Annotated in this window: 20 protein-coding genes; 10 read left to right on the top strand and 10 right to left on the bottom strand. The window is 73.5% G+C overall.

Annotated elements, in window-relative coordinates:
• Nucleotides 1-39: 39 nt before the first annotated feature.
• Nucleotides 40-2,661, top strand: coding sequence for a flippase-like domain-containing protein (locus ABZ693_RS00280; RefSeq protein WP_359871648.1), 2,622 nt, complete (start codon nt 40-42; stop codon nt 2,659-2,661).
• A gap of 43 nt (nt 2,662-2,704) precedes the next feature.
• On the opposite strand, the gene ABZ693_RS00275 is transcribed toward ABZ693_RS00280, so the two are convergent.
• A complete protein-coding gene (locus ABZ693_RS00275) occupies nt 2,705-3,451 on the bottom strand; it encodes a YwiC-like family protein (RefSeq protein ID WP_359871646.1) in 747 nt (248 codons plus the stop codon).
• 162 nt (nt 3,452-3,613) lie between these two features.
• Here ABZ693_RS00275 and ABZ693_RS00270 point away from each other — a divergent pair, with 162 nt between their 5' ends.
• The 5 genes from ABZ693_RS00270 to ABZ693_RS00250 all read left to right on the top strand — a co-directional run bounded on the left by ABZ693_RS00270 (nt 3,614) and on the right by ABZ693_RS00250 (nt 11,983).
• Nucleotides 3,614-7,297, top strand: a complete 3,684-nt coding sequence (locus ABZ693_RS00270; protein WP_359871644.1) for a nitrate reductase subunit alpha — start codon at nt 3,614-3,616, stop codon at nt 7,295-7,297.
• Between the two features lie 3 nt (nt 7,298-7,300).
• Nucleotides 7,301-8,836, top strand: coding sequence for a nitrate reductase subunit beta (gene narH, locus ABZ693_RS00265; protein WP_359871642.1), 1,536 nt, complete (start codon nt 7,301-7,303; stop codon nt 8,834-8,836).
• Complete coding sequence (narJ, locus tag ABZ693_RS00260) at nt 8,833-9,576, top strand: nitrate reductase molybdenum cofactor assembly chaperone (RefSeq protein WP_359871641.1); 744 nt, start codon at nt 8,833-8,835, stop codon at nt 9,574-9,576. Before narH ends, narJ begins: the two co-directional genes overlap by 4 nt.
• Complete coding sequence (gene narI, locus ABZ693_RS00255; RefSeq protein WP_359871639.1) at nt 9,576-10,301, top strand: respiratory nitrate reductase subunit gamma; 726 nt, start codon at nt 9,576-9,578, stop codon at nt 10,299-10,301. Before narJ ends, narI begins: the two co-directional genes overlap by 1 nt.
• Nucleotides 10,302-10,402: 101 nt before the next feature.
• Entirely contained in the window at nt 10,403-11,983 is a 1,581-nt protein-coding gene (locus ABZ693_RS00250) for an alpha/beta hydrolase (protein WP_359871637.1), read from the top strand.
• A gap of 84 nt (nt 11,984-12,067) precedes the next feature.
• On the opposite strand, the gene ABZ693_RS00245 is transcribed toward ABZ693_RS00250, so the two are convergent.
• From ABZ693_RS00245 to ABZ693_RS00210, 8 genes are all read right to left on the bottom strand, one after another.
• Nucleotides 12,068-12,274, bottom strand: coding sequence for a DUF397 domain-containing protein (locus ABZ693_RS00245; RefSeq protein ID WP_359871635.1), 207 nt, complete (start codon nt 12,272-12,274; stop codon nt 12,068-12,070).
• A 398-nt stretch (nt 12,275-12,672) separates the two neighbouring features.
• Nucleotides 12,673-13,851 (bottom strand): adenylyltransferase/sulfurtransferase MoeZ, encoded by a 1,179-nt coding sequence (gene moeZ / locus ABZ693_RS00240; RefSeq protein ID WP_359871633.1) that lies wholly within the window; start codon nt 13,849-13,851, stop codon nt 12,673-12,675.
• Between the two features lie 78 nt (nt 13,852-13,929).
• Nucleotides 13,930-14,682 carry a spherulation-specific family 4 protein gene (locus tag ABZ693_RS00235; RefSeq protein WP_435842304.1) on the bottom strand — a complete coding sequence of 251 codons (753 nt, stop codon included), beginning with the start codon at nt 14,680-14,682 and terminating at the stop codon, nt 13,930-13,932.
• The gene (locus tag ABZ693_RS00230; protein ID WP_359871631.1) at nt 14,670-15,632 is read right to left on the bottom strand and encodes an NAD-dependent epimerase/dehydratase family protein; all 963 of its coding nucleotides are present in this window, start codon (nt 15,630-15,632) and stop codon (nt 14,670-14,672) included. Before ABZ693_RS00230 ends, ABZ693_RS00235 begins: the two co-directional genes overlap by 13 nt.
• A gap of 211 nt (nt 15,633-15,843) precedes the next feature.
• The gene (locus tag ABZ693_RS00225; protein WP_359871629.1) at nt 15,844-17,094 is read right to left on the bottom strand and encodes a hypothetical protein; all 1,251 of its coding nucleotides are present in this window, start codon (nt 17,092-17,094) and stop codon (nt 15,844-15,846) included.
• On the bottom strand, nt 17,087-18,793 hold the full coding sequence (locus ABZ693_RS00220; protein WP_359871627.1) for a DUF3492 domain-containing protein: 1,707 nt from the start codon (nt 18,791-18,793) through the stop codon (nt 17,087-17,089). Before ABZ693_RS00220 ends, ABZ693_RS00225 begins: the two co-directional genes overlap by 8 nt.
• A gap of 209 nt (nt 18,794-19,002) precedes the next feature.
• A complete protein-coding gene (locus tag ABZ693_RS00215) occupies nt 19,003-20,037 on the bottom strand; it encodes a DUF3152 domain-containing protein (RefSeq protein WP_435842303.1) in 1,035 nt (344 codons plus the stop codon).
• 329 nt (nt 20,038-20,366) lie between these two features.
• Entirely contained in the window at nt 20,367-21,356 is a 990-nt protein-coding gene (locus ABZ693_RS00210) for an alpha/beta fold hydrolase (protein WP_359871623.1), read from the bottom strand.
• A gap of 186 nt (nt 21,357-21,542) precedes the next feature.
• Between ABZ693_RS00210 and ABZ693_RS00205 the strand changes: the two genes are divergently transcribed.
• From ABZ693_RS00205 to ABZ693_RS00190, 4 genes are all read left to right on the top strand, one after another.
• A complete protein-coding gene (locus tag ABZ693_RS00205; RefSeq protein WP_359871621.1) occupies nt 21,543-21,845 on the top strand; it encodes an Rv3202a family protein in 303 nt (100 codons plus the stop codon).
• 248 nt (nt 21,846-22,093) lie between these two features.
• The gene (locus tag ABZ693_RS00200; RefSeq protein WP_359871619.1) at nt 22,094-22,753 is read left to right on the top strand and encodes a TetR/AcrR family transcriptional regulator; all 660 of its coding nucleotides are present in this window, start codon (nt 22,094-22,096) and stop codon (nt 22,751-22,753) included.
• 169 nt (nt 22,754-22,922) lie between these two features.
• Nucleotides 22,923-23,150: a DUF3107 domain-containing protein gene (locus tag ABZ693_RS00195; RefSeq protein WP_359871617.1), complete on the top strand. Its 228-nt coding sequence runs from the start codon at nt 22,923-22,925 to the stop codon at nt 23,148-23,150.
• Between the two features lie 196 nt (nt 23,151-23,346).
• Nucleotides 23,347-23,616 carry a hypothetical protein gene (locus tag ABZ693_RS00190; protein WP_359871615.1) on the top strand — a complete coding sequence of 90 codons (270 nt, stop codon included), beginning with the start codon at nt 23,347-23,349 and terminating at the stop codon, nt 23,614-23,616.
• A 133-nt stretch (nt 23,617-23,749) separates the two neighbouring features.
• Here ABZ693_RS00190 and ABZ693_RS00185 read toward each other — a convergent pair whose 3' ends face one another.
• Nucleotides 23,750-24,481, bottom strand: a complete 732-nt coding sequence (locus tag ABZ693_RS00185; RefSeq protein WP_359871613.1) for a ferritin-like fold-containing protein — start codon at nt 24,479-24,481, stop codon at nt 23,750-23,752.
• Nucleotides 24,482-24,591 lie beyond the last annotated feature (110 nt).

Here is a 24,591-nt window from a genome sequence, read left to right as displayed (position 1 = left end):
GCACGCACGGCGACGACCGAGAAGCACGCAGAGACGGACATGGTGATGGCGCACGACAGCCGGCCCGAACGCGCACCCGAGCGCGTATCCGGCGACGAGCCCCTGCTCGCCGCCCGCGTGCATCGTCCGTCCGATCTCATGCGGCTGCTCGTCGGCATCCTCGCCATCGCCCTCGTCCTCGCCATCGCCGCCTTCGCCCAGGGCACGACCTCCGGCCTGGAGCACGACATCAACAAGGGCGCCGGCGGCGCCCCCGACATCTTCGTCAAGCTCGCCGGGCTGTTCTCCTCGATCGCCGTCCTGCTGGTCCCCGTCGCCTTCGCCATCGAACGGCTCGTGAAACGTGACGGACTGCGGATCGCCGACGGCGTCCTCGCCGCCGTCCTCGCGCACGGGGTGACCCTCGCCACCGATCTGTGGGTGGCGAAGGTGGCGCCCGGCACCATCCAGGACGCGCTGACCCAGCCGCAGTCCGGGGGCGGGCTCACCGACCCCGTCCACAACTACCTCGCCCCCGTCATCGCGTACATGACGGCCGTCGGCATGGCCCGCCGGCCGCGCTGGCGCGTGGTGCTGTGGGTGGTGCTGCTGCTCGACGCGTTCACGATGCTGGTGGCCGGCTACACCACCGCGTTCTCGATCATCCTCACCGTCCTGATCGGCTGGACGGTGGCGTACGGCACGCTCTACGCGGTCGGCTCGCCCAACGTCCGGCCGACCGGGCAGACGCTCCTCGCCGGACTGCGCCGGGTCGGCTTCCGGCCGGTGACCGCGCTGCGCGCCGAGGGCGTGCCGGACGCGGCGGACACCGGCGACCGGGGCCGCCGCTACGTCGTCACCCTGGAGGACGGCCCGCCGCTGGACGTGACGGTCGTCGACCGCGAACAGCAGGCGCACGGCTTCTTCTACCGGGCCTGGCGGCGGCTCACCCTGCGCTCCATCACCACCGGCCGCTCCATCCTCTCGCTGCGCCAGGCCCTGGAACAGGAGGCGCTGCTCGCGTACGCGGCGATCGCGGCGGGCGCGAACGCGCCCAAACTGATCGCCACCTCCGAGCTCGGCCCGGACGCGGTCATGCTCGTGTACGAGCACCTGGGCGGCCGGACCCTGGACTCGCTGGACGACGACGAGATCACCGACGACCTGGTGCGCGGTGCCTGGCGGCAGGTGAAGGCCCTCCAGTCGCGGCGGATCGCGCACCGCCGGCTCGCGGGGGACGCGATCCTGGTGGATCGTTCCGGCAAGGTGATCCTGACCGATCTGCGGGGCGGCGAGATCGCCGCCGGCGACCTGGTGCTGCGGATGGACATCGCGCAGCTGCTCACCACGCTCGGCCTGCGGGTGGGGCCCGAACGGGCGGTCGCCCTCGCCGTCGAGGTGCTGGGCGGCGACGCGATCGCCGACTGCATGCCCCTGCTCCAGCCGATCGCGCTCAGCCGGTCGACCCGCGCCGAGCTGCGCCGGCTCGGCCGCGAGCGCTCGAAGCGGGAGCGCGACGCGGTCCTCGCCGCCTCCGAGGCGGCCCGGCAGGCGCGGGCGGAGGCCCGGGCCCACGCCAATCTGACGACCGCCCGCAAGGAGGCGCGGGCGGAGAAGCAGGCCGACAAGAAGGCCGAGAAGCGCGCGCTCGACGAGGCCCTGGACGAGGCCCGCGAGGAGGACCTGCTGGTCCGGATCCGGCAGCAGGTGCTCCTGATCCGCCCTCAGGCCCCGGTGGAGCCGGTCCGCCTGGAGCGGATCAAGCCGCGCACCCTGGTGTCGCTGATCGCGGGCGCCATCGGCGCGTACTTCCTGCTCGGCCAGATCGCCAAGACCCCGCTGTCTGCGATCAGCCACGCCGACTGGTGGTGGGTGGCGGCGGCCGTGCTGTTCGCGGCGCTGAGCTACATCGCGGCGGCGATGAGCCTGCTCGGCTTCGTGCCGGAGCGGGTCGGCTTCCGGCGGACGGTGACGGCGCAGGTCGCCGGCTCGTTCGTGAAGATCGTCGCCCCGGCGGCGGTCGGCGGTGTGGCCCTGAACACCCGCTTCCTCCAGCGCGCGGGCGTACGCCCGGGGCTCGCGGTGGCGAGCGTCGGCGCGTCGCAGCTCTTCGGCCTGGGAGCGCACATCCTGCTCCTGCTGACCTTCGGCTATCTGACCGGGACGGAGAAGTCGCCGTCGTTCACCCCGTCGAGGACGGTGATCGCGGGTCTGCTGACGGTCGCGGTCCTGGTCCTCGTCGTGACGGCGATCCCGTTCCTGCGGAAGTTCGTGTCGACGCGGCTGCGCTCGCTGTTCGCGGGCGTGGTGCCGCGCATGCTGGACGTGGTCCAGCGGCCGATGAAGCTGGTCACCGGCATCGGCGGGATGCTGCTGCTCACCGCGTCGTTCGTGTTCTGCCTGGACGCCTCGGTGCGGGCCTTCGGACACGGCGAGGTCAGCGTCAGCTACGCGAGCGTGGCGGTCGTCTTCCTCGCGGGCAACGCGCTCGGCTCGGCGGCGCCGACGCCGGGCGGTGTCGGCGCGGTCGAGACCGCGCTGACCCTCGGCCTGGTGGCGGTGAACCTGCCCCTGGAGGTCGCCACACCGGCGGTGCTGCTGTTCCGGCTGCTGACCCTGTGGCTGCCGGTGCTGCCGGGCTGGCTCTGCTTCAACTGGCTGACCAAGCGCGAGGCGTTGTAGGCCGCCGCCACCCGGGCCCGCGCCGCCCCGGCCCGCCCCGGTCTCACCCGTACGCCCCCACCAGGAACCCCATCAGCGTCAGCGAGCCGGCCAGCTCCACCGCGCCGACCACCGGGGGCGTGAGGCGGCGGCCCGGCAGGGCGGCGGCGCGGGCCAGGTAGAGGGCGAAGGGGAGCGCCAGCCAGGGGCTGAGCAGGGTCGCCGCGACCAGAGCGAGGGCGTGGTACGCGACGGATCCGCGCCGGTAGGCGAGCGAGTCGCGCTCGCGGATCATCGTCTTCACGTACGGGACGGTGCCGGCGAAGTAGAGCAGGCAGGCGGCCGCCGGGGCCAGTCCGTCAACAAGGCCGAGGCTGCCGCCGCCGAGCCGCAGGGTGACGAGGAGCATGCCGCAGGCGGGGACGACGGCGACGATCCCGTTGAGCAGGTCGCGTTCCCGGTTGTACCGGGCGTGCCAGGCGTTGACGGCGAGGAACGGCGTCATCGCGGCGGCGGCGAGCAGCAGCCACGGTTCGGCGACGGCGAGCGGGATCCCGACGGCGGCGGTGGCCACGCCGGTGACGAGCGCGGGCCGGACGTGCCGGGCGGCGGCGCGGGGGTTGCGTGAGAGTCGGCGCAGCCGGAGCCATTGCTGGGCGTGGAAGGCGGCGACGTAGGCCAGTATCCAGGCCACGAACAGCGGGAGGTCGATCCAGGCCGGGCCGCCGATCAGCACGCCCGTGACGAACGGGACGGCGAGCATCGCCCAGGCTCCGTGCTGGTTGGGCAACCAGCGTCGTACAGCACTCACGGAATCCAGACTCACACGCCATCCGCCGGGACAGATACGGGATTTGGTCACAGCGGGGAGGGCCGATCGGCCCCCCTTTCGCACCGGTCGCGCTGCTTAGGCTCGCCGTGCCGGACGCGTCGTCGAGTGAACTGGACGCGTCATCGTGTGAAGGAGCCGGACGTGCAGCCAAGGCCCAACCCTGCCGAAACCCTCCTGCGGGCGGGCAGGTACTTCTCCCGCGCCGAGGTCTCCGAGGACCTGCGGGAGGTGCACCGCACCGGAGGCCGCGAGGGGGAGTCGTTCTACCGCGACCGCTGGAGTCACGACAAGGTCGTGCACTCGACGCACGGCGTCAACTGCACGGGTTCGTGCCGGTGGAAGGTGTACGTCAAGGACGGCATCATCACCTGGGAGACGCAGGCCACCGACTATCCGTCCGTCGGCCCCGACCGGCCGGAGTACGAGCCGCGCGGCTGCCCCCGCGGCGCGTCCTTCTCCTGGTACAGCTACTCCCCCACCCGGGTCCGCTACCCGTACGTCCGGGGCACTCTGCTGCGGATGTACCGGGAGGCGAAGAAGCGGCTGAAGGACCCGGTGCTCGCCTGGGCCGACATCCAGCGCGACCCGGTGCGCCGGCGCGCGTATCAGCAGGCCCGCGGCAAGGGCGGCCTGGTGCGCGCGACGTGGGAGGAGGCGCTGGAGATCGCCGCCGCCGCGCATGTGCACACCATCAAGGAGCACGGGCCGGACCGGGTCGCCGGCTTCTCGCCGATCCCGGCGATGTCGATGGCCTCGCACGCGGCGGGCTCCCGCTTCCACTCGCTGATCGGCGCGCCGATGCTGTCGTTCTACGACTGGTACGCGGACCTGCCGGTGGCCTCGCCGCAGGTGTTCGGCGACCAGACCGACGTACCGGAGTCGGGCGACTGGTGGGACGCCGCGTATCTGCTGATGTGGGGCTCGAACGTGCCGGTGACGCGGACGCCGGACGCGCACTGGATGACGGAGGCCCGCTACCGGGGGCAGAAGGTCGTCACGGTCTCGCCGGACTACGCGGACAACACCAAGTTCGCCGACGAGTGGATGCATCCGCACCCGGGCACGGACGGGGCGCTGGCCCTGGCCATGGGGCATGTGGTCCTCAAGGAGTTCTTCGTCGACCGCGAGACGCCGTTCTTCGCGGACTACGTGCGGCGGTACACCGATCTGCCGTTCCTGGTGACCCTGCGGGAGACCGAACGGGGCCTGGTACCGGGCAAGTTCGTGACCGCCGCCGATCTCGGGCAGGACGTCGAGCACGCCGCCTGGAAGACGGTCCTGGTCGACGACGCGACCGGGGAGCCGGTGGTGCCGAACGGCACGCTGGGGCACCGCTGGGGGACGGACGGGAAGCCGGACTGGAACCTGGACCTGGGCGACACCGTCCCCCGGCTCACCCTCTTCGGCGAGGGCGAGGGCGAAGGCGAGGGCGCGTCCGCGGAGGTCGTGCTGCCGCGCTTCGACGAGGAGGACGCGGTGCTGCGGCGCGGTGTCCCGGTGCGCCGGCTGTCCCAGGACGGCGGCGACGGGCCGCTGGTCACCACGGTGTACGACCTGCTGCTCGCGCAGTACGGGGTGGGGCGCCCGGGTCTGCCGGGCGACTGGCCCGGCTCGTACGAGGACGCGAGCACGGTCGGCACGCCCGCCTGGCAGGAGACACTGACCTCGGTCCCGGCCGGTCAAGTCACCCGTATCGCGCGGGAGTTCGCCGACACCGCCGAGCGCTCGCACGGCCGCTGCATGATCCTCATGGGCGCGGGCACCAACCACTGGTTCCACTCCGAGACGATCTACCGGACCTTCCTCGCCCTGCTCACCCTCACCGGCTGCCAGGGCCGCAACGGCGGCGGCTGGGGCCACTACGTCGGCCAGGAGAAGTGCCGTCCGGTGACCGGCTGGGCCACCCTCGCGAGCGGCGGCGACTGGGCCCGGCCGCCCCGGCACATGATCGGCGCGGGCTGGTTCTATCTGCACACCGACCAGTGGCGGTACGACTCGCTGCCGGCCGAGGCGCTGGCCTCGCCGCTCGCCGAGGGCCGCTTCGAGGGCATGACCGGCGCGGACTGCCTCGCCGCCGCGGCCCGGATGGGCTGGATGCCCTCGTACCCGACCTTCGACCGCAACCCGCTGGACCTCGGCGACCAGGCGGACCCGGTCGGTGACACCGTGAAGGCGCTGGAGGACGGCACGCTCGGCTTCGCGGGCGAGGACCCGGACGCGCCGGCCAACTGGCCCCGGGTGATGACCGTATGGCGGGCGAACCTGTTCGGCTCCTCGTCCAAGGGCAACGAGTACTTCCTCAAGCATCTCCTCGGCACCCACTCCAACCTGCCCGAGGACGGCCCGCGTTGCGTGCCGCGCGAGGTGCGCTGGCGGGACGAGGACGTCGAGGGCAAGCTCGACCTGCTGCTGTCGCTGGACTTCCGGATGACGAGCACCTCGCTCCTCTCCGACATCGTGCTGCCGGCCGCGACCTGGTACGAGAAGCACGACCTGTCCTCCACCGACATGCACCCCTTCCTGCACGCCTTCACCCCGGCCGTGGACCCGCCCTGGCAGGCCCGCTCCGACTACGACACCTTCCACGCGCTCGCCCGCCGCTTCGGCGAGCTGGCCAAGGAACACCTGGGCGTGCGGCGGGACTTGGTGGCGACGGCGCTCCAGCACGACACCCCCGGCGGCGAGATGGCCCAGCCGGGCGGGGTGGCCCTCGACTGGTCGAAGGGCGAGTGCGCGCCGGTGCCGGGACGGACCATGTACAACCTGACGGTCGTCGAGCGGGACTACGGGGCGGTCGGCGAGAAGTTCGCGGCGCTCGGGCCGCTGGTGGACCGGCTCGGGGTGACGACGAAGGCGATCACCTTCGACGTCGCCGACGAGGTCGCGTACCTCGGCGAGAAGAACGGGCGGGTGCGCGGCGGGGTCGCCGACGGGCGGCCCCGGCTCGACACCGCGCAGCGGGCCTGCGAGGTGATCCTGTCCCTGTCCGGCACCTCCAACGGCCGTCTGGCGACCCAGGGTTTCGAGAAACTGGAGAAGCGGACCGGGCAGCCGATGGCGCACCTCGCGGCGGAGGCCGAGGGCAAGCGGATCACGTTCGCGGACACCCAGGCGCGGCCGGTACCGGTGATCACCTCGCCGGAGTGGTCGGGCAGCGAGTCCGGCGGGCGCCGCTACACCGCCTTCACCGTCAACACCGAGCAGCTGAAACCCTGGCACACGCTCACCGGCCGCCAGCACTTCTTCCTCGACCACGACTGGATCCACGAGGTCGGCGAGGCGCTGCCGGTCTACAAGCCGCCGCTGGACATGCACCGGCTGTACGGGGAGCCGGCGCCCGGCACGAGGCGGGACGGCGCCGCCGGGCGGGAGGTCGCAGTGCGCTATCTGACCCCGCACAACAAGTGGGCGATCCACTCCCAGTACCAGGACAACCTGTACATGATGACGCTCGGCCGGGGCGGCCAGACGATCTGGATGTCGCCCGAGGACGCCGAGGCCATCGGGGTCGCCGACAACGACTGGATCGAGGCGGTCAACCGCAACGGCGTGGTCACCGCGCGGGCGATCGTCTCCCACAAGATGCCGGCCGGCACGGTCTACATGAACCACGCGCAGGAGCGCACGGTCGGCGTGCCGAAGACCGAGTCGACCGGCCGCCGCGGCGGCATCCACAACTCGCTGACCCGGGTGATGCTCAAGCCGACCCATCTGGTCGGCGGCTACGCCCAGTTGACGTGGGCCTTCAACTACCTCGGCCCGACCGGCAACCAGCGCGACGAGGTGACGGTGATCCGCCGCCGCGACCAGAAGGTGGAGTACTGACTCATGCGCGTGATGGCTCAGATCGCGATGGTGATGAACCTCGACAAGTGCATCGGCTGCCATACGTGTTCGGTCACCTGCAAGCAGGCGTGGACGAACCGGCAGGGCACCGAGTACGTGTGGTTCAACAACGTCGAGACGCTGCCCGGACAGGGCTACCCGCGCCGCTGGGAGGACCAGGAGCGGTGGAAGGGCGGCTGGGAGCGGACCCGTTCGGGCCGGCTGCGGCTGCGGGCCGGCGGGCGCCTCAAGCGGCTCGGGCAGATCTTCGCCAACCCCGAACTGCCCGAGATCGACGACTACTACCAGCCCTGGACGTACGAGTACCGCAACCTCACCGAGGCCCCGGCGGGCGACGACCTGCCGGTGGCCCGGCCCGTCTCCCAGCTCACCGGCGCACCGCTCGACAAGGTCGAGTGGGGCCCGAACTGGGACGACAACCTGGGCGGCGCGCCCGAACACGGGCCGCGGGACCCGCTGGTGGAGAAGGTGCGCAAGGAGGTCGGCGACAAGATCCGCTTCGAGTTCGAGCAGAGCTTCCTCTTCTATCTGCCCCGGATCTGCGAGCACTGCCTCAACCCGGCCTGCGTGTCGGCCTGTCCGTCGGGCGCGATGTACAAGCGCGAGGAGGACGGCATCGTCCTCGTCGACCAGAACGCCTGCCGCGGCTGGCGGATGTGCGTGACCGGCTGCCCGTACAAGAAGGTCTACTTCAACCACGCCACCGGCAAGGCCGAGAAGTGCACCTTCTGCTTCCCGCGGGTCGAGGTCGGCATGCCGACGGTCTGCTCGGAGACCTGCGTGGGCCGGATGCGCTACCTGGGCGTGATGCTCTACGACGCCGACCGGGTCGCGGAGGCGGCGGCCGTCGAGGACGAACACGACCTGTATCCCGCCCAGTTGGAGTGCTTCCTCGATCCGCGTGACCCGGCCGTCGCGGAGGCGGCCCGGGCGTCCGGCATCACCGAGGAGTGGCTGGACGCGGCCCGCCGCTCCCCCGTGTACGACCTGATCGCGACCTACCAGGTGGCGCTGCCGCTGCACCCGGAGTACCGGACGATGCCGATGGTCTGGTACGTGCCGCCGCTCTCGCCGGTCGTCGACGCGGTGGCCGCGACCGGGCACGACGGCGAGGACGCGGGCAATCTCTTCGGCGCGATCGACGCGCTGCGGATCCCCGTCGAGTACCTGGCCGAACTGCTCACGGCCGGCGACGCGTACCCGGTGGAGGCGGTGCTGCGGCGGATGGCGGCGATGCGCTCCTACATGCGGGCGGTCAACCTCGGCGAGGAACGGGACGAGACCATCGCCAAGGCCGTGGGACTGACCGGCGAGGAGATGGAGGACATGTTCCGGCTGCTCGCCATCGCCAAGTACGAGGACCGGTACGTGATCCCGACGGCGGCCCGGCGGGACGCCGACGATCTGGCGACCGCGCACCCGCTGCCCCTGGAGGACACCTGCCCGGTCGGCGAGACCGGCGGGAACGGCCGCCGCGTGATGCTCAACCTCGGGCGGACCCGGAGGACCGACGCATGAACCACGACGCCCTGATCCGGCTGGTCGCCGCCCGCTGCCTCGCGTACCCGGACGAGCGGCTGTACGCCGAACTCCCGCTGCTGCGCGAGGTGGTGGCGGACACACCGGGGGCGGAGGGCCTGACCGGCTTCCTCGACCACGTGGCGGCCACCGAGCCGCTGGAGATGGCCGCGCACTACTCCGACACCTTCGACACCCGCAACCGGCGCTGCCTCTACCTGACGTGGTGGACGGACGGCGACACCCGGCGGCGCGGCCTCTCCCTCGTCCGGATCAAGCGGATCTACCGGCGGCACGGCCTGGAGTTCGGCGGCGAGGAGCTGCCCGACTTCCTGCCGGCGGCCCTGGAGTTCGCCGGGCAGTGCGTCGAGGCCGGGACGGAGCTGCTCCAGGAGCACCGGGCCGGGCTCGAACTGCTGCGCCTGGCCCTGGACGCGGCGGACACCCCGTACACCCGGGTCGTCGAGGCCGTGTGCGCGACGCTGCCCGGCCCATCGCCGCGCACCAAGGAGGAGGCGAAGGCGCTGGCCCGCTCGGGCCCGCCGCGCGAGCTGGTGGGTCTGGACGGGCCGGCCGGACCGGACCTCGTGGTCGGCCCCGGGCCCGGGCTCGACCTGCTGGCCGGTCTGGAACCACAGGGCCCGGGCGTGGACCTGCCCTGGCCGGCCCCGCGTCCCGGCGCCGCTCGGCAGGAGCGCCGGGAGCGTCATCCGCGTCGTACGGAAGGAACGGTGCACTGATGGACCTCGTGTTGTGGGGCGTGCTGCCCTATGTCGCGGTCGTGCTGCTCGTCGCGGGCGGTATCTGGCGCGGCCGCTACGACCGGTTCGGGATCACCACCCACTCCTCCCAGCTGCACGAGTCGCGGCTGCTGCGGATCGGCTCCCCGTTGTTCCACTTCGGGATGGTGTTCGTGGTGCTCGGCCATGTGGTCGGGCTGCTGATCCCGATGAGCTGGACGGACGCGCTCGGGCTGAGCGACCACGCGTACCACCTGATGGCCGTCTCGACGGGCTCCGTCGCGGGTCTGGCCGCCGCCACGGGCATCGGGATCCTCGTCTACCGGCGGCTGCGGGTGCCGGCGGTACGGCGGGCGAGCCTGCGCAGCGACGGCGTGATGTACGCGGTGCTGCTGGGCGCGATGACGCTCGGACTGGTGGCCACCGTGCTCAACTCGACCGGGCAGACGGACGATTACAACTACCGCGAGGGCGTCTCGGTGTGGTTCCGCTCGCTGTTCGCGCTCGATCCCGAGTACGCGCTGATGGCGGACGCGCCGCTGGCCTTCCGGCTGCACGTGCTGTTCGGGCTCACCCTCTTCGCGCTCATCCCGTACTCGCGGCTCGTGCACATGTTCGCGGCGCCGGTGCGGTACCTGTTCCGGCCGTTCGTGGTCTACCGGCGCCGGCGGCCCGGCCAGCTGGGCGAGCGCGAGCCGCGGCCGGGCTGGCAGCGGGTGCGGTAGGGCCGGCGAAACGGGGCGCGGGCGCTGGTGCCGGGCGGGGGGGCCACCCGCATGGCCCAGCGCCCCGCGCGGAGGTCCGGCGGGCGGCCGAGGATGAAGCCATGCCGATCTCCGCCGCCCAGCGCGCCGCGCTGATCACCGCGTCCGCCCTGCTGCTGACCGCCGGGACCGCCGGCTGCTCCGACGGCTCGCGGAAGACCGCGCCGCCCGCGAGCAACGGCCCCACCGGCCTGGACCGGCTCGCGGCGCAGAAGCTGGAGTGGGCGCCCTGTCTGCCGCCGAACGAGGCCGAGGGCGGCGGGCCCGCCCCGTCGCCGCTGCCCGGCGGCGGATCCTGGGAGTGCACGTACCTCTCCGCCCCGCTCGACTACGCCAAACCGGACGGCGGCACGGTCGACCTCGCCCTCATCCGCGCCAAGGCCCGCGACCAGAGCCACCGGATCGGCTCCCTGATCTTCAACTTCGGCGGCCCCGGCGGCTCCGGCGTCAGTGGTCTGCCCAGCTTCGCGGGCGACTTCGAGAGTCTGCGCTCCCGCTACGACCTGGTCTCCTTCGACCCGCGCGGGGTCGGCCGCAGCAAACCGGTCGAGTGCCTGTCCGACGCCGAACTCGACGCCTACTACGCGCTCGACTTCACCCCGGACGACGCGGCGGAGCAGAAGACCCTGTCGGACGCGCAGGCGCGGTACGCCGCGGCCTGCCAGAAGAACTCCGGCACCCAACTGCCGTACGTCGGCACCGAGAACGCCGCCCGCGACATGGACCTGATGCGCCGCGTCCTCGGCGACTCCACGTTCCACTACTTCGGCATCTCGTACGGCACCGAACTCGGCGGCGTCTACGCCCATCTCTTCCCGCACAACGTCGGCCGGGCGGTCTTCGACGCCGTCGTCGACCCGAAGGCGGGCGTGGTCGGCGGCGGTCTCGGCCAGGCGCGCGGCTTCCAGCTCGCGCTCGACAACTTCGCGCAGGACTGCCTGAACAGGGGCGACCAGTGCGTGCTGCCGGGCTCCTCCGTCGCGGAGATCGAGCGGTTCGTCACCGACCTGCTCGCCTCGCTCGACAAGAAGCCCATCCCGGGCATCGGCAGCCGGCAGCTCACCGAGACCCAGGCCACCAACGGCATCGCGCAGTCCCTCTACTCCAAGGAGTTCTGGCCCTACCTCGAACAGGGCCTCGACGAGGCCGACGGCGGCAACGGCGCACTGCTGCTCGCCCTGTCGGACTCGATGAACGGCCGCGACCAGAACGGCGCGTACAGCAACCTCCAGGCCGCCAACGCCGCCATCAACTGCGTGGACTACAAGGAGCGTTACACCCTCGACCAGGCCCGCGCGAAGCTCCCGGAGTTCCGGAAGGCGTCCCCGGTCTTCGGCGACTACATGGGCTGGGGCATCGCGAGCTGCGCCCACTGGCCGGTCCCCGGCACCTGGCAGCACCCGGACGTCTCGGCCCCCGGTTCCGCCCCCATCCTCGTCATCGGCAACACCGGCGACCCCGCCACCCCGTACGAGGGCGCCCGCTCGATGGTGAACGCCCTCGGCCCGGGCGTCGGCGTGGAACTCACCTACAAGGGCCAAGGCCACGGCGCCTACAACAGCGGCAACGCCTGCGTGAAGACCACGACGGACGCGTACCTCCTCGACGGCCGCGTCCCGAAGTCCGGCACGGTCTGCCGCTGAACAGCGAAGGCCGGTTCACGGCAGCACGCCAAGGCCCCGCCTCACGCACGATTCGGGTGCGGGGCGGGGCCTTTGGCAAGCGGGTCAGGCGCCGAGACGGCCGGCCTTCACACAGGCGACGAACGACGAGAACGCGGCGGCGGAGACGCTGAGCGAAGGCCCGCCCGCGACCTTCGAGTCACGGACGGGAACGACGCCGCGCGAGGCGACAAGGTTCGTGGCGACCTCCACACACGCGCCGCCGTTGCCACTGTAGGAGGACGTAAACCAGCAGGGAGACTCGGTCGGCATCTGGTGCCCTTTCGCGCGAAGACTCGCAGGGGGTCCTTCGCGCACGGTACGCCGTGTCAGCGGCCTCAGCCAGACCACAACGAAGCCCCGCCTTGGTCCCGAGCTGCTGGGGGATTTTCGTACCTGCTCGATCATGGCCACGGATTCCTCTTGGGATGGCGCTTCGGTCTGAAGGTCGAAGTCCGCAACCACCCGCACGACCCACCGAAGATGCGGGCCACTGCTGGCCCGCGAGTCGCGAGGAGCGGCTGACGATCACCCCGAAGGGCGCGCTTCGCGTCATCAGCACCTCGCGAGCGCCTTCGCGCGCATGACGAAGGGGGCCGGATCCGGCTCGCGGATCCGACCCCCTTCCCTACGTCCCTGCGCGCTCAGCCGGCCGGCACGCGGCCGACGGCTCAGTAGACCGGCTTGTGGGGCTCGATCTGGTTGACCCAGCCGATCACGCCGCCGCCGACGTGGACCGCGTCCGAGAAGCCCGCGGCCTTGAGGACGGCGAGGACTTCCGCACTGCGGACACCCGTCTTGCAATGCAGGACGATGCGCTTGTCCTGGGGGAGGTCTTGGAGGGCGGTGCCCATGAGGAACTCGTTCTTCGGGATCAGGCGGGCGCCGGGGATCGACACGATCTCGTACTCGCCCGGCTCGCGGACGTCGATGACGTCGATGTTCTCGCCGTCGTCCATCCACTCCTTGAGCTGCTTCGGAGTGATCGTGGAGCCGAGCGCCGCCTCCTGGGCCTCCTCGGACACGACGCCGCAGAAGGCCTCGTAGTCGATGAGCTCGGTGACGGTCGGGTTCTCGCCGCAGACCGCGCAGTTCGGGTCCTTGCGGACCTTGACCTGGCGGTACTGCATCTCCAGGGCGTCGTAGATCATCAGACGGCCGACCAGCGGCTCGCCGATGCCCGCGAGGAGCTTGATGGCCTCGGTGACCTGGATGGAGCCGACGGACGCGCACAGCACGCCCAGCACGCCGCCCTCGGCGCAGGAGGGGACCATGCCCGGCGGCGGGGGCTCCGGGTAGAGGCAGCGGTAGCAGGGGCCGTGCTCGGACCAGAAGACGGACGCCTGGCCGTCGAAGCGGTAGATCGAGCCCCACACGTACGGCTTGTCGAGCAGCACGCACGCGTCGTTGACGAGGTAGCGGGTCGCGAAGTTGTCGGTGCCGTCGACGATCAGGTCGTACTGGCCGAAGATGTCCAGCACGTTGTCGGCTTCGAGCCGCTCCTGGTGCAGGACCACGTTCACGTACGGGTTGATGCCGAGCACGCTGTCGCGCGCCGACTCGGCCTTGGAACGGCCGATGTCGGCCTGGCTGTGGATGATCTGACGCTGCAGGTTCGACTCGTCGACCTCGTCGAACTCGACGATGCCGAGCGTGCCGACACCGGCCGCGGCCAGGTACATGAGGGCGGGCGAGCCGAGGCCGCCGGCGCCCACACAGAGAACCTTCGCGTTCTTCAGGCGCTTCTGGCCCTCCATCCCGACGTCCGGGATGATCAGGTGGCGCGAATACCGACGGACCTCGTCGACGGTGAGCTCGGCAGCCGGCTCGACCAGGGGTGGCAGCGACACGGGGACTCCAAGGTCATCCCCGCGGGCGCGGGGAACGGGACTGTCATCGTTCTCCGCTCAACAGTGCCACGCCTTATTTCATTCCGAGACTCCCCGTCCGATCCGCGAGACGATTTCGTCCCAGTAGCCGGGCAGCGCTTGAAATGGGGCGTTATGCCCGGGACGGGCCCGATGGTCGGTCATGAAGACCGTGCCCGCGCCCTGCCAGCGGGCGACCCGCAGCGCCTCCTCCAGATGGGTCCGGGGCACCCCGTGCACCAGGTGGACGAACTTCTCCGCCGGGTAGTCGGCCGTCCACAACGCCGCCTGTGACCAGCGGTATTCGTCCCAGGGGCCGGAGAAGGTGACCAGTTGGTCCGCCGTCTCCGCGTAGCCCGGATACGGGTGGACGCCGTGCCCGAGGACCAGATGGGCCCCGTCGTCCCCCAGCGTCTCCAAGGTCGCCGCGATCCGCCGCACTTCGGGTAAATCCGTCCGCTCTGTGGGACAGCGGTCCAGATAGTAACCATCGACCCGGTACCAGTCGAGGAAACGGTCGGCGTCCGCGACGACCTCCTCGTACGGGCGAGTCCCGCCGGCCATGCCTATGTGGCCGAGGATCCGGACGCCGGCCCGCCGCAGCAGACCGGCCGTCTTCCGGCAGTGCGGGTCGGGCCGGTCGCCCGGCCCGCCCGCGACGTCGAGTACGGCCCAGTGCACCGGGGCGCCGGGGCGGGCCAGTGCGGCCCACTCCTCCGGGGCGAGCAGGGGGTGGGCGTATCCGGGGACGCCCACCCCCATGCCGACCGCCGCCCCCGCCCTGAGCGCCCCGGCGGCGGTCAGATGCGGCACGCCGCCTCCATCCAGATGTCCGCCAGGGACTCCTCCAGATTGATCCGGGGGCGCCAGCCGAGCCGGTCGCGCGCGGTGCGGACGTCGGCCTGCTGCCAGGGCCCGCAGCCGTCGGGGTACGGGTAGGGGGCGGCGGCCAGTTGCTCGGCGATGGTGGCCTCGGTGCGCGGGGCGCCGATGACCGCGCGCGGCGGCGGGCCGTCGAGTTCGTGGAGCTGCCCGGGGTAGCCGGCGACCCGGGCGAGGACGGCGGCGGCGTCGCGGAGCTTCACGGCCCGGCCGGTGCCGATGTTGACGACGCCCTGGGCGGCGGACAGCGAGGCGGCGTGCACGGCCCGGGCCACGTCCCGTACGTCCACGAAGTCGCGCTGCACGCCGAGGCCGCTGAGCTTCAGTTCGCTGTCGCCGGCCTGCATGGCGCGCCGCATCGCCTCGGCGAGCCGGCCGAGCGGGGAGCCGGCCGGGGTGCCGGGGCCGACCGGCGAGAAGACCCGCAGCACGACCGCGTCGAGCCCGGAGCCGAGGACCAGTTCGGTCGCGGCGAGCTTGGACACGCCGTACGGGCCGCCGGGGCGGGGCACGGCGTCCTCCGCGGTGGAGGAGCCGGGCTGGCTGGGCCCGTACTCGGAGGCGCAGCCGACCTGGACCAGGCGGGCGCCGCAGCCGCTGCGGCGCAGCGCCTCGCAGACGGTGGCGACGGCGACGGTGTTGTGCCGGGTGAGGTCGCGGGCCCCGCCCCGGGTGGCGCCCGCGCAGTTGACGACGACTCCGGGATGGACGGCGTCGAAGAAGCGGGTCAGCGCGCCGGGACTGCCGGTGGCGAGGTCGAACCGTACGTCGGCGTCGTCGCCGCGGCCGAGCGCCGTCAGGTGGACGGCGGGGTCGGCGAGCAGCCGGTCCGCGACGAACCGGCCGATGAATCCGTTGGCTCCGAGCAGCAGCACCCTCATCGCGCGACCCCTTCGTGCCGACCGGCCGCGGCCGTGGCCGCGTGCGCGGCCGTCGTGGGGAGGTGGTGCGTCATGTCTGATCCGTCTCCTAGGAAGGTGTTCGGTTACGGGTGGTGCGCGGCCGTCTCGTCGGCTCGGCGGACGCGCGCGTGGGGGGTCTCGTGGGGTCGTGGGGTACGGGGGCGGGGTCGCGAGGACCCGGGGCGCGGCCTCAGGCGTGGGCCGAGGCCCGGGAGAGCGCCGTGGTGGCGTGGACGAGCAGGGCGAGGGCCGCCGTGCCGCAGAGCAGGACGGGCAGTGCCGCCGGGCCCCACAGGTCGGTGACGGCGCGGACCGGGACGCCGAGGGCGGTGCAGCCCGGGAGCCGGGAGGCGAGGACGCTCGCGACGGCGACCGCCTCGGCGGCGCAGGTGGTGGCGAGGACGGCGCCGGCCGCCTCGGCGAGGCCGTACGCCGTGAGCAGCCGGGCGAGCAGCAGCAGGACGCCGAGCGCGAGGGCGCCGGGGTGGAAGCCGGTGAGCAGGAGCAGCCCGGTGAGGACGGCGAGGTGGCCGGCGACGGCGCCGAGCAGCAGGGGGCGGGTCCGCGCGGCGAAGGCGGCCAGGCCGCGGCTGGTGACGAGTCCGCTCCGGGCGCGGACGGCGAAGAGGTGCGCGCACCAGGCGGCGGGGGCGACCGAGAGGGCCAGGGCGAGGAGCGGGCCGGTGTCGAGGACCCAGGCGCCGCCGGGGGCGTCCGGGCCCCAGGGGGTGACGACGGCCGGGGCGTGGTCGGGTCCGCCGCGCAGCACCTGGTCGAGGAACCCGTCGCCGGCCGCCGCGTACGCGAGCAGCCACAGGGTCCACAGCGGGAGGGTGGGCAGCGGGCGGGCGGGGGCGCGCAGCGGGCCCTCGCGTACGGCGAGGGAGAGGGCGGCGCCGGTGGCGAGGGCTCCGAGCACGCCCGCCACGAGCCGTACCGGCCCGGTGGTGAGGGCGAGTCCGGCGAGGGCGAGGACCGCGACGGCGCCGGGCGCGCAGGCGGCGAGCGTCCAGCCGGCCCGGCCGGTCCAGGGAGTGCGGGGCGGGGCGGGAGGTACGGGAAGAATCTCGTCATGGGGCACGCGCGCGTACAGCTCCTCGGCGAGGGAGAACACGTCCCGGTGCCGGAACCGGGCGGCCGTGCGGTCGGTCATGCCCCACGCTTCCAGTCCGGCGGCGATCTCCAGCGGGTCGACGGCTCGTTCGCACAGGGCGCGGTGCCGGTGCAGGAGCGAGGTGACCGGGTCGGCGGGGCCGCGCCGTACCGGGCGGGCGGGGCGGGCCGGCGTCTGCTGAATCGCTTCCGCAGCGACAACGGCCGGGTCGGCGACGGGGACGGGTGGCGCGGCGGCCGTGAGCAGGGCCCGGGAGCGGGAGTCCCAGGGGCCGGGGCTGGTGGGAGCGGCGGGGCCGCGCATGGGGGTGCCTCCTTCATCAGGCATCGGGGTCTCCCGGGGCGGCGGCGACGGTCGTGGCGGTGGCCGTCACGGGGGCCGACATGGCGGGGGCGGCCGGCCGGTCCGCCCAGCTGCCCGGCACGTGGGACTCGGCCGGGTGGGCGAAGGGCACGCCGGGGGCGGCGCGGTGGCGGACGGGAGCGTGGGAGAGCAGTTCGAGGTAGAGGCCGCGGTACGCCGCGAGGTTCTGCTCGACCGTGAACAGCTCCAGGGCCCGGGCGCGGGCCGCGGCGCCGAGGCGGTGCCGTCGCCCGGGGTCGCGCAGCAGCGCGAGGCAGGCGTCCGCGAGCGCCGTGGGGTTGCGCGGCGGGACGACGAGCCCGGTGCCGCCGACGACCTCGACGACCGCGCCGACGTCGGTCGAGACCGTGGCCCGGGCGCAGAGCATGGCCTCGACCAGGCCGACGGGGAAGCCCTCGGCGACGCTGGAGAGCACGACGACCGCGCCGGCGGCGTACGCGTCCTCCAGCGTGGGCGCCTCGGGGCTGCCCAGCTCCTCGAAGGACACCGGGCTCTCGCCGGCGGCGTGGGCGCCCGCCGCCTCGGCCGGGAAGAGCTGCGCGGCCAGGCTCCGGCAGAGCGCGAGATACCCGGCGGCGTCCGCGTCCCGTACCGGCGCGGCGATGATCCGCAACCGGACGTCGGGCTGGCGGCGCCGTATCGCGGCGAAGGCGTGCAGCAGGGCGACGAGGTCCTTGGCGGGTTCGACCCGGCCGATCCAGGCGAGGGTCGCCGGGTCGCCGCTGTCCTCGTGCTCGCCGGTCTCGGCGAAGCGTTCGGCGTCCATCCCGGGGTGGACGGTGCGCAGCCGGTCCGGGTCGGCGCCGCAGCGCTCCTGCCAGCGGCGGGTGTGCGCGTTGCCCGGGGTGAGCAGGTCGGCCCGGCGGTAGGCCTCGCCGGCGAGCCGGCCGTGGAACGCGGCGAGCAGGGCGCGTACGGGGGTGGTGAAGGGGGCGCCCGCGGTGGCGAGGTAGTGGGCGCGGAGCCGGGAGCCGTGCTCGGTGACCAGCAGCGGGGTGCCGAAGAAGCGTTTGGCCACCAGCCCGGGAAGGGCCGCGGCCCCGGCCGAGGCGGCGTGGCAGAGGTCGACGCGCCCGAGGCCGTCGGACGCGTCGTACCAGTCGAGGGAGAGCGGGCGCAGGAGGCGCTCCCACTGCTCGACGACGGCCAGCTGGTCGGGGAGGGTGGCGGCGGCGAGGGTCCGGCGGGCGCCGGGTGCGCGGCAGGCGGACTCCAGGACGCGGACGGCGGTCTCGGAGCGGAGCGCGGCGGGCAGTCCGCCGTGCGCGCGGGCGAGTTCGGCGAGGGCGTAGAGCCCGGCGGCGAACCGCTCGGCGGGGTCCGCGTGCGGCCCGGCTCCGGTGTCGACGTCACCGGCGCAGACGCCGTACGCGAGGTCGGCGAACGCGGCCTCGAAGCGCCCCCGCTCCCGCCGCCCGTACCCGCACCGGTCGCTCCGTCCGCCCGGCCCCCCGCCCTCGGCGTCCCCGAGCGCGGCGGTACGCACGGCGCGGACGTGGGGCGGCAGCGGCAGCCGGCCGGCCGGCTCCTGGCCGGCGTCGCCGGTCAGCGCGTAGACGTCGAAGGTGTGCGGCGCGAGCCCGCGGACGAGCCGGTCGCACCAGAGGGCGGATTCACCCGTGGCATACGGATAGCCACCCTCCGTGAGCAGTCCGATCCGCATGGGTACACCTCCGCTCTCCCGCGACGGCGGTCACCGGTCGCTCCGGTGACCCGCGGCGGGATGAACGTAAGCGGACGAACGGGGGGCGTGATGGACGGTTGTCCGTCGCACCACCGGAAGGGGTGAATGCGCGTGACTTTCCCGCCCCGCGCGCGTTTCGTCGCGCTACGGGGCGGCCGGATCACTCTCCGCGCACAGCTGACGCGGCGTCACGCGTCCGGGTGCACCCAGGAGTTGGCGCGGCACTTGATGTTGTCGATGTCCAGGGACTTGGTCTGCTGCTGCATCACCGGCGCGAGCGTGCCGGGTGTACGGCAGCTCTGGTGGCCGTGGCCGAGCCGGTGCCCGACTTCGTGGTTGATGAGCATCTGCCGGTACGCGTGCATCTCCTGCTGCCCGAAGGTCTCCGAGCCCTGGGCCCAGCGGTACGCGTTGATCATCACGCGCTCGGTGGAGGCGGAGTCGCAGGAGACGTTGTCCACCGTGGTGTCCAGACCGGACTTCGCGCACCAGGTGCCGGTGGTGCCCGGGCTGGCCAGGGTGATCACGAAGTCCGGCGTCCCGCCGGAGACCCGCTCGAAGGTCATGTCGCCGTCGCCGGCCCAGCTGCGCCGGTCGTTGAGGGTGCGCTGGACGGCCTGCGCGAACAGTCGGCCGTCGAGCCCGAGCCCCTTCTCGATGTCGACCCGGTAGCGGATCTTGTGCCCGCGCCCGGGCGCCTTGTCGGCGCCGGGGACGGTCTCGAACCGCCCCGGCCCCTTCAGCTTGGGGTCGATCGGGAACGGCCGGGCCATCAGCTGGTCGTACGTCGGCGGCGCGGCCTTCGCCGGTATCGCCGGCCTCGCCTGTGCACCCCGGTCGTCGGAGCGGCCCGGGTGCTCCCCGCCCGCGCGGCTGGGGGCGCCGTCGGCCGAACGGGCCTGGGACGTGCCGCCCGGCTCGCTGTCGGCGACCTGCCCGGCGACGACCACGGCGAGGACGGTGGTGATCGCGGCGGCGGCGATCCCGGTGAGGGTGCGGCCGACCCCGCCGCTCCGGCTCTCCTGCTTCTCGCCGGCCGGCTCGGCCGGCTCCGGCCGCTCGTCGTCGCCGGCCTCGATCGTCCCGCCCGCCGTCGGGGCCGGAGGGGAAGGCGGCGACGGCAGCGGCGGCGCGGGCGGGGCCGCGCGGCGCGGCGCGGGTATGAAGGGGGCCGCCGGGCCGGATTTGGTATACGGGTAGCGGGCGGGCGGCGGGGGCGTCACGCCCTCGTCGTGCGCCGGATGCCCGCCGCGTACGGCGGGACCGCCGGGCGCGGCCGTGCCGTACGGCGCCCGCGGGCGCCCGGCGGGGCTCCCCTGAGCGGGGTACGGAACCTGCCCCGGGCCCTGGGCCGGTCCCTGCCTCGGGCCCTGCCTCGATCCCTGGTCCGGGCCCTGGTCCGGATGCGGGAGCGGCGCCGGCCCGTCGGCCCGCCTGCGTCGCCCCGTCCCCGGCCCGGCACCCGCCCCCGCCTGTCCTGCCCGCTCCGTCCGCCCGGTCTCGTCCGCCGGCGCGTCGGGGTTCTTGCGACGATGTCGTCCCACGGTCCGGTTCAGCTCCCGCCCTCGGCCGCCGCCTCGCTCCCGGCGTCGGTGATCAGCTCCCGTACCGCCGCGGCGACGGCCCGCGGGTACTCCATCATGGCCACGTGCCCCGCGTCCGGGAGCGTCAGCAGCCGCGAGCCGCGGAACGCGGCGGCCGCCTTGCGCGCCATCCGGTACGAGACGAGCCGGTCGCGCCCGCCGTACACCAGCAGCGTGGGGGCGAGGACCCGCTCCGCCTGCCGCCACAGACCGTGCTGGCCGCCGAGCGTGTACGCGTCGACGATGCCGCGCGAGGAACGGGCCATGGCGTCCCAGAAGTACGGGAGTTCCAGGCGGCGTTCCATCTCCTCGACGGCCTCGCGCAGCCCCTCCTCGGTGACCCGGCGCGGATCGCCGTAACAGAGGGAGAGGACCCCGCGCACCCGGTGCTCGGCCGTCCAGTCCTTGGTGAGGTTCGCGAGCAGGCCCGCGACCCCGGGCACCGCGAGCAGCACGGTCGGCCAGGCGGAGCGCTGGGGGCGCAGCTCGGGCAGCGCCGGGGAGACGAGGGTGAGGGTGCGCACCAGGTCGGGGCGCACGGCGGCGACCCGGGTGGCGACCGCGCCGCCCATCGAGTTGCCGAACAGGTGCACCGGGCCGCGGCCCTCGGCGTCGAGCAGCCGGATGATCGCGCGGGCGTGGCCGGTCACCGAGTAGTTGCTGTCGTCCGGCGGCGGCGAGTCGCCGAAGCCGGGCAGGTCGACCGCGGCGCCGTCGACGAGGTCGGCCAGCAGCGGCATCAGGCCGGACCAGTTCTGCGAGGAGCCGCCGAGCCCGTGCACGTACAGCGCGGGCGGCAGTCCCGGGCGGTCGCCGGGGCGGCTCCGCACGGCCAGGGTGAGTCCGGGCAGCGCCACGGACCGCAGCTCCTCGCCGTCGGCGATCCGCGCCGTGCGGGACGGCCGGGTCGCGGGTGGCGCGTCGGCGGTCCGGGTTTCCGGCAGCTCGGTCGAGGACATGGCAGCGATATTACGAGACGATCACGCCGGGATGCGTGTGTGCGCCGTCACAGGCTCGGGTGCGGCCCTCCGGCGAAGCTCCTACGCTCGTAAGGGAGGCCCGGCGACCAGCGCCGGCCCCCTGGCACACCGATCCACCGGCCCACCGGCCCCCGGCCCGCGGACCCGCTCGACGGAAGGAGCCGCATGACCGCCGACCCGCACGAGGCGAACGAGGCGAACGAGGCGCATCAGGCGAACGACGCCCGCGAACCGGACGGCGCCCAGGGCGGCACCGGCGCCGAGGAGCGGCACACGTTCCCCTCGGAGCACGACGTCCCGATCGACGAGGAGGTGCCGGAGGCCGACGCGGCGGACCAGCGCAAGGAAGTGCAGCAGCGCGAGGACGAGCCGCTGCGCCGGCTGCGGCGGCGCCGCGACCAGGCGAACGACGCGGACATCGTCGAGCAGGGCCGGGTCGTCGCGGCCGACGAGGAGGACTACCGCTGAACGGCGGCCGGACGGAACCGGCCCCCGGACGCCGGACGGGCAAGGCGCCGGCAGCCGGATCCCGGGCCGGCGGAGTCCGGAAGACGGACGGATCCGGGACCGTGTTCCCAGGGAGATGACCATTCCCCCTCGCCCTGGGCGTCCGGTCCGTGAAATTCTGCGTGCGCACCGCGCACGGCCGCGTTACCCAAAAGTACGATGGCGGGCGCGACGCCAATGCGCGCATGGATCGATCTTTGGGAGGCGGCGTGAGCGCCATCGAGCAGACAGAGGCAGCACGCCCTCGGGGCACGCGCCTGCCGCGCCGTGCCCGAAGGAACCAGCTCCTCGGCGCGGCCCAGGAGGTGTTCGTCGCCCAGGGGTACCACGCGGCGGCCATGGACGACATCGCCGAACGGGCCGGCGTGAGCAAGCCGGTGCTGTACCAGCACTTCCCGGGCAAGCTGGAGCTCTACCTGGCGCTGCTCGACCAGCACTGCGAGGCCCTGCTCCAGTCGGTGCGCACCGCGCTCGCGTCCACGTCGGACAACAAGCTGCGCGTCGCGGCCACCATGGACGCCTACTTCGCGTACGTCCAGGACGAGGGCGGCGCCTTCCGGCTGGTCTTCGAGTCCGACCTCACCAACGAGCCGGCCGTGCGCGAGCGCGTCGACCGGGTCTCGCTGCAGTGCGCCGAGGCGATCTCGGACGTCATCGCCGAGGACACCGGTCTCTCCCAGGACGAGTCGATGCTGCTGGCCGTCGGCCTCGGCGGCGTCTCGCAGGTCGTGGCCCGCTACTGGCTGTCCAGCTCGTCCCCGGTGCCCCGGGACAAGGCGGTGGCCCTGCTGACCTCGCTGGCCTGGCGCGGCATCGCGGGCTTCCCGCTGCACGCCACCGACGGACAGCTGACCGCCGAAGGCCACTGACCGCGCACGCGAGGACAGGGCCTGTCACCGCGCCCCACGGGGCCGGTGACAGGCCCTGTTCGCTCTTGGCGTGCCGTACGCGGGCCGTGCCCGTCCCCTCACCGGGCTAATGTGGGCTGGTACGGCGCGGGATCCTCGCGCAAGGCTGACCGTTCGGAGGGACATAGCCGTGGAGGTCAAGATCGGCGTGCAGCACGCACCCCGGGAGATCGTGCTGGAGAGCGGACAGTCCGCCGAGGAGGTCGAGAAGGCGATCGCCGACGCTCTCGCGGGCACGTCGCAGCTGCTCAGCCTGACGGACGAGAAGGGCCGCAAGGTCCTCGTACCGGCCGACAAGATCGCATACGTCGAGCTCGGCGAGCCGGCGGTGCGCCGGGTGGGCTTCGGCGCGCTCTGAGCGACGCGCCCGAAGGCGTGTGAAAGGCCCGGTGGACGTGAGTCCGCCGGGCCTTTCGGCTACGCGGACACCCGCGGACATCTCAGGGTCGGATCAGGGTCGGCCGGGGGCGCCGAGAGGATTGTCATCCCGAGTGACCGGGTAGGACGGGTGTGACCGCACTGCCCGCCCCGCATCCCCCGCGAGGTGATCCCCCGTGTTCCTGGAAGCTCTCGGTTCCGCCCTGCTCGGTGCCGCACTGGCCTGGGCCGCCGCGCACCGTTTCGCCGGCCGCCTCCCCGTGCGGGGCGCCGTGCTCCTCACCGGCGCGCTCGGCGCGGTCTTCGGCGCGCTCGTGACCCATGGGGCGCTCGGGCCCGGGCACTTCCTGGCCACTCTCGTCGGCGCCGTCGCGATCGCGGCGGTCCTGCTGTCGCTGCTGCTGCGGCCGGCCGCGCGACGGCTGCGCCGCTCAGCCACCGTCTGACGGACCCTCCGGCCGCCGGCGGACCCGCGGCTGAGGCGTCGTCACGGCGCGGACACCACGACGCGGCCGGGCATCCCGTGCGGGACGCGCCGACCGCGTACGTACAGCCTGCGGGAGATCAGAAGAGACGGCGTCAGGCGGCGAGGCCCAGCGCGGCCATCCGCTTGGTGTGCGCCTCGGTGATCCGCGAGAACATCCGGCCGACCTCGGCGAGGTCGAAGCCCGCGGCCATCCCCTCCACGCCGCCGACCAGCATCGTCGACAGCGCGTCGCGCTCCGCGACCACCCGCTGCGCCTGCGACAGCGCCTCGCCCATCAGCCGGCGGGCCCACAGGGCGAGCCGGCCGCCGACCCGCGGGTCGGCGTCGATCGCGGCCCGGACCTTCTCGACGGCGAAGTTGCCGTGGCCCGTGTCGTCGAGGACCGACAGCACCAGGGCGCGGGTGTCGGAGTCGAGGCGGGCCGCGACCTCCCGGTAGAAGTCACTGGCGATCGAGTCGCCGACGTACGCCTTGACCAGGCCCTCCAGCCAGTCCGACGGGGCGGTCTGGCGGTGGAAGTCGTCCAGCGCGCGGGCGAACGGCTCCATGGCCTCGGTCGGCTCGGCGTCCACGGCGGCGAGCCGGTCGCGCAGCCGCTCGAAGTGGTGGAACTCGGCGGAGGCCATCTTCGCCAGCTCCGCCTTGTCCGCGAGGGTCGGCGCCAGCTTGGCGTCCTCGGCGAGCCGCTCGAAGGCCGCGAGCTCGCCGTAGGCGAGCGCGCCGAGCAGGTCGATCACGGCGGCGCGGTACTGCGGCACGGCGGAGGCCGTGGCCCAGTCCTGGGCGGCGATACCGGTGGGTGTGGCGTTGTCAGGCGTCTCCATGAGCCGCACAATAGCCCGCTCGGGCGGTCCGCCCGGGGCCCGGTCCGCGCCGGTGCGGCCCTGTGACCGTGGCCTCGTCCGGAATTCTCCCGACACACCTGCGCGATTCC

Origin of the sequence: Streptomyces laurentii (assembly GCF_040635425.1) — a bacterium.
Lineage (GTDB): Bacteria > Actinomycetota > Actinomycetes > Streptomycetales > Streptomycetaceae > Streptomyces > Streptomyces laurentii.
This window is presented reverse-complemented; position numbering and strand designations above follow the sequence as displayed.

What these genes read in the sequence shown, in the direction of transcription:
- ABZ693_RS00280 (WP_359871648.1), top strand. Translation starts at nt 40, where the DNA reads ATGGTGATGGCGCACGACAGCCGGCCCGAACGCGCACCCGAGCGCGTA.
- narH (WP_359871642.1), top strand. Translation starts at nt 7,301, where the DNA reads ATGCGCGTGATGGCTCAGATCGCGATGGTGATGAACCTCGACAAGTGC.
- narJ (WP_359871641.1), top strand. Translation starts at nt 8,833, where the DNA reads ATGAACCACGACGCCCTGATCCGGCTGGTCGCCGCCCGCTGCCTCGCG.
- narI (WP_359871639.1), top strand. Translation starts at nt 9,576, where the DNA reads ATGGACCTCGTGTTGTGGGGCGTGCTGCCCTATGTCGCGGTCGTGCTG.
- ABZ693_RS00250 (WP_359871637.1), top strand. Translation starts at nt 10,403, where the DNA reads ATGCCGATCTCCGCCGCCCAGCGCGCCGCGCTGATCACCGCGTCCGCC.
- ABZ693_RS00245 (WP_359871635.1), bottom strand. Translation starts at nt 12,274, where the DNA reads ATGCCGACCGAGTCTCCCTGCTGGTTTACGTCCTCCTACAGTGGCAAC.
- ABZ693_RS00230 (WP_359871631.1), bottom strand. Translation starts at nt 15,632, where the DNA reads ATGAGGGTGCTGCTGCTCGGAGCCAACGGATTCATCGGCCGGTTCGTC.
- ABZ693_RS00225 (WP_359871629.1), bottom strand. Translation starts at nt 17,094, where the DNA reads ATGCCTGATGAAGGAGGCACCCCCATGCGCGGCCCCGCCGCTCCCACC.
- ABZ693_RS00220 (WP_359871627.1), bottom strand. Translation starts at nt 18,793, where the DNA reads ATGCGGATCGGACTGCTCACGGAGGGTGGCTATCCGTATGCCACGGGT.
- ABZ693_RS00210 (WP_359871623.1), bottom strand. Translation starts at nt 21,356, where the DNA reads ATGTCCTCGACCGAGCTGCCGGAAACCCGGACCGCCGACGCGCCACCC.
- ABZ693_RS00205 (WP_359871621.1), top strand. Translation starts at nt 21,543, where the DNA reads ATGACCGCCGACCCGCACGAGGCGAACGAGGCGAACGAGGCGCATCAG.
- ABZ693_RS00185 (WP_359871613.1), bottom strand. Translation starts at nt 24,481, where the DNA reads ATGGAGACGCCTGACAACGCCACACCCACCGGTATCGCCGCCCAGGAC.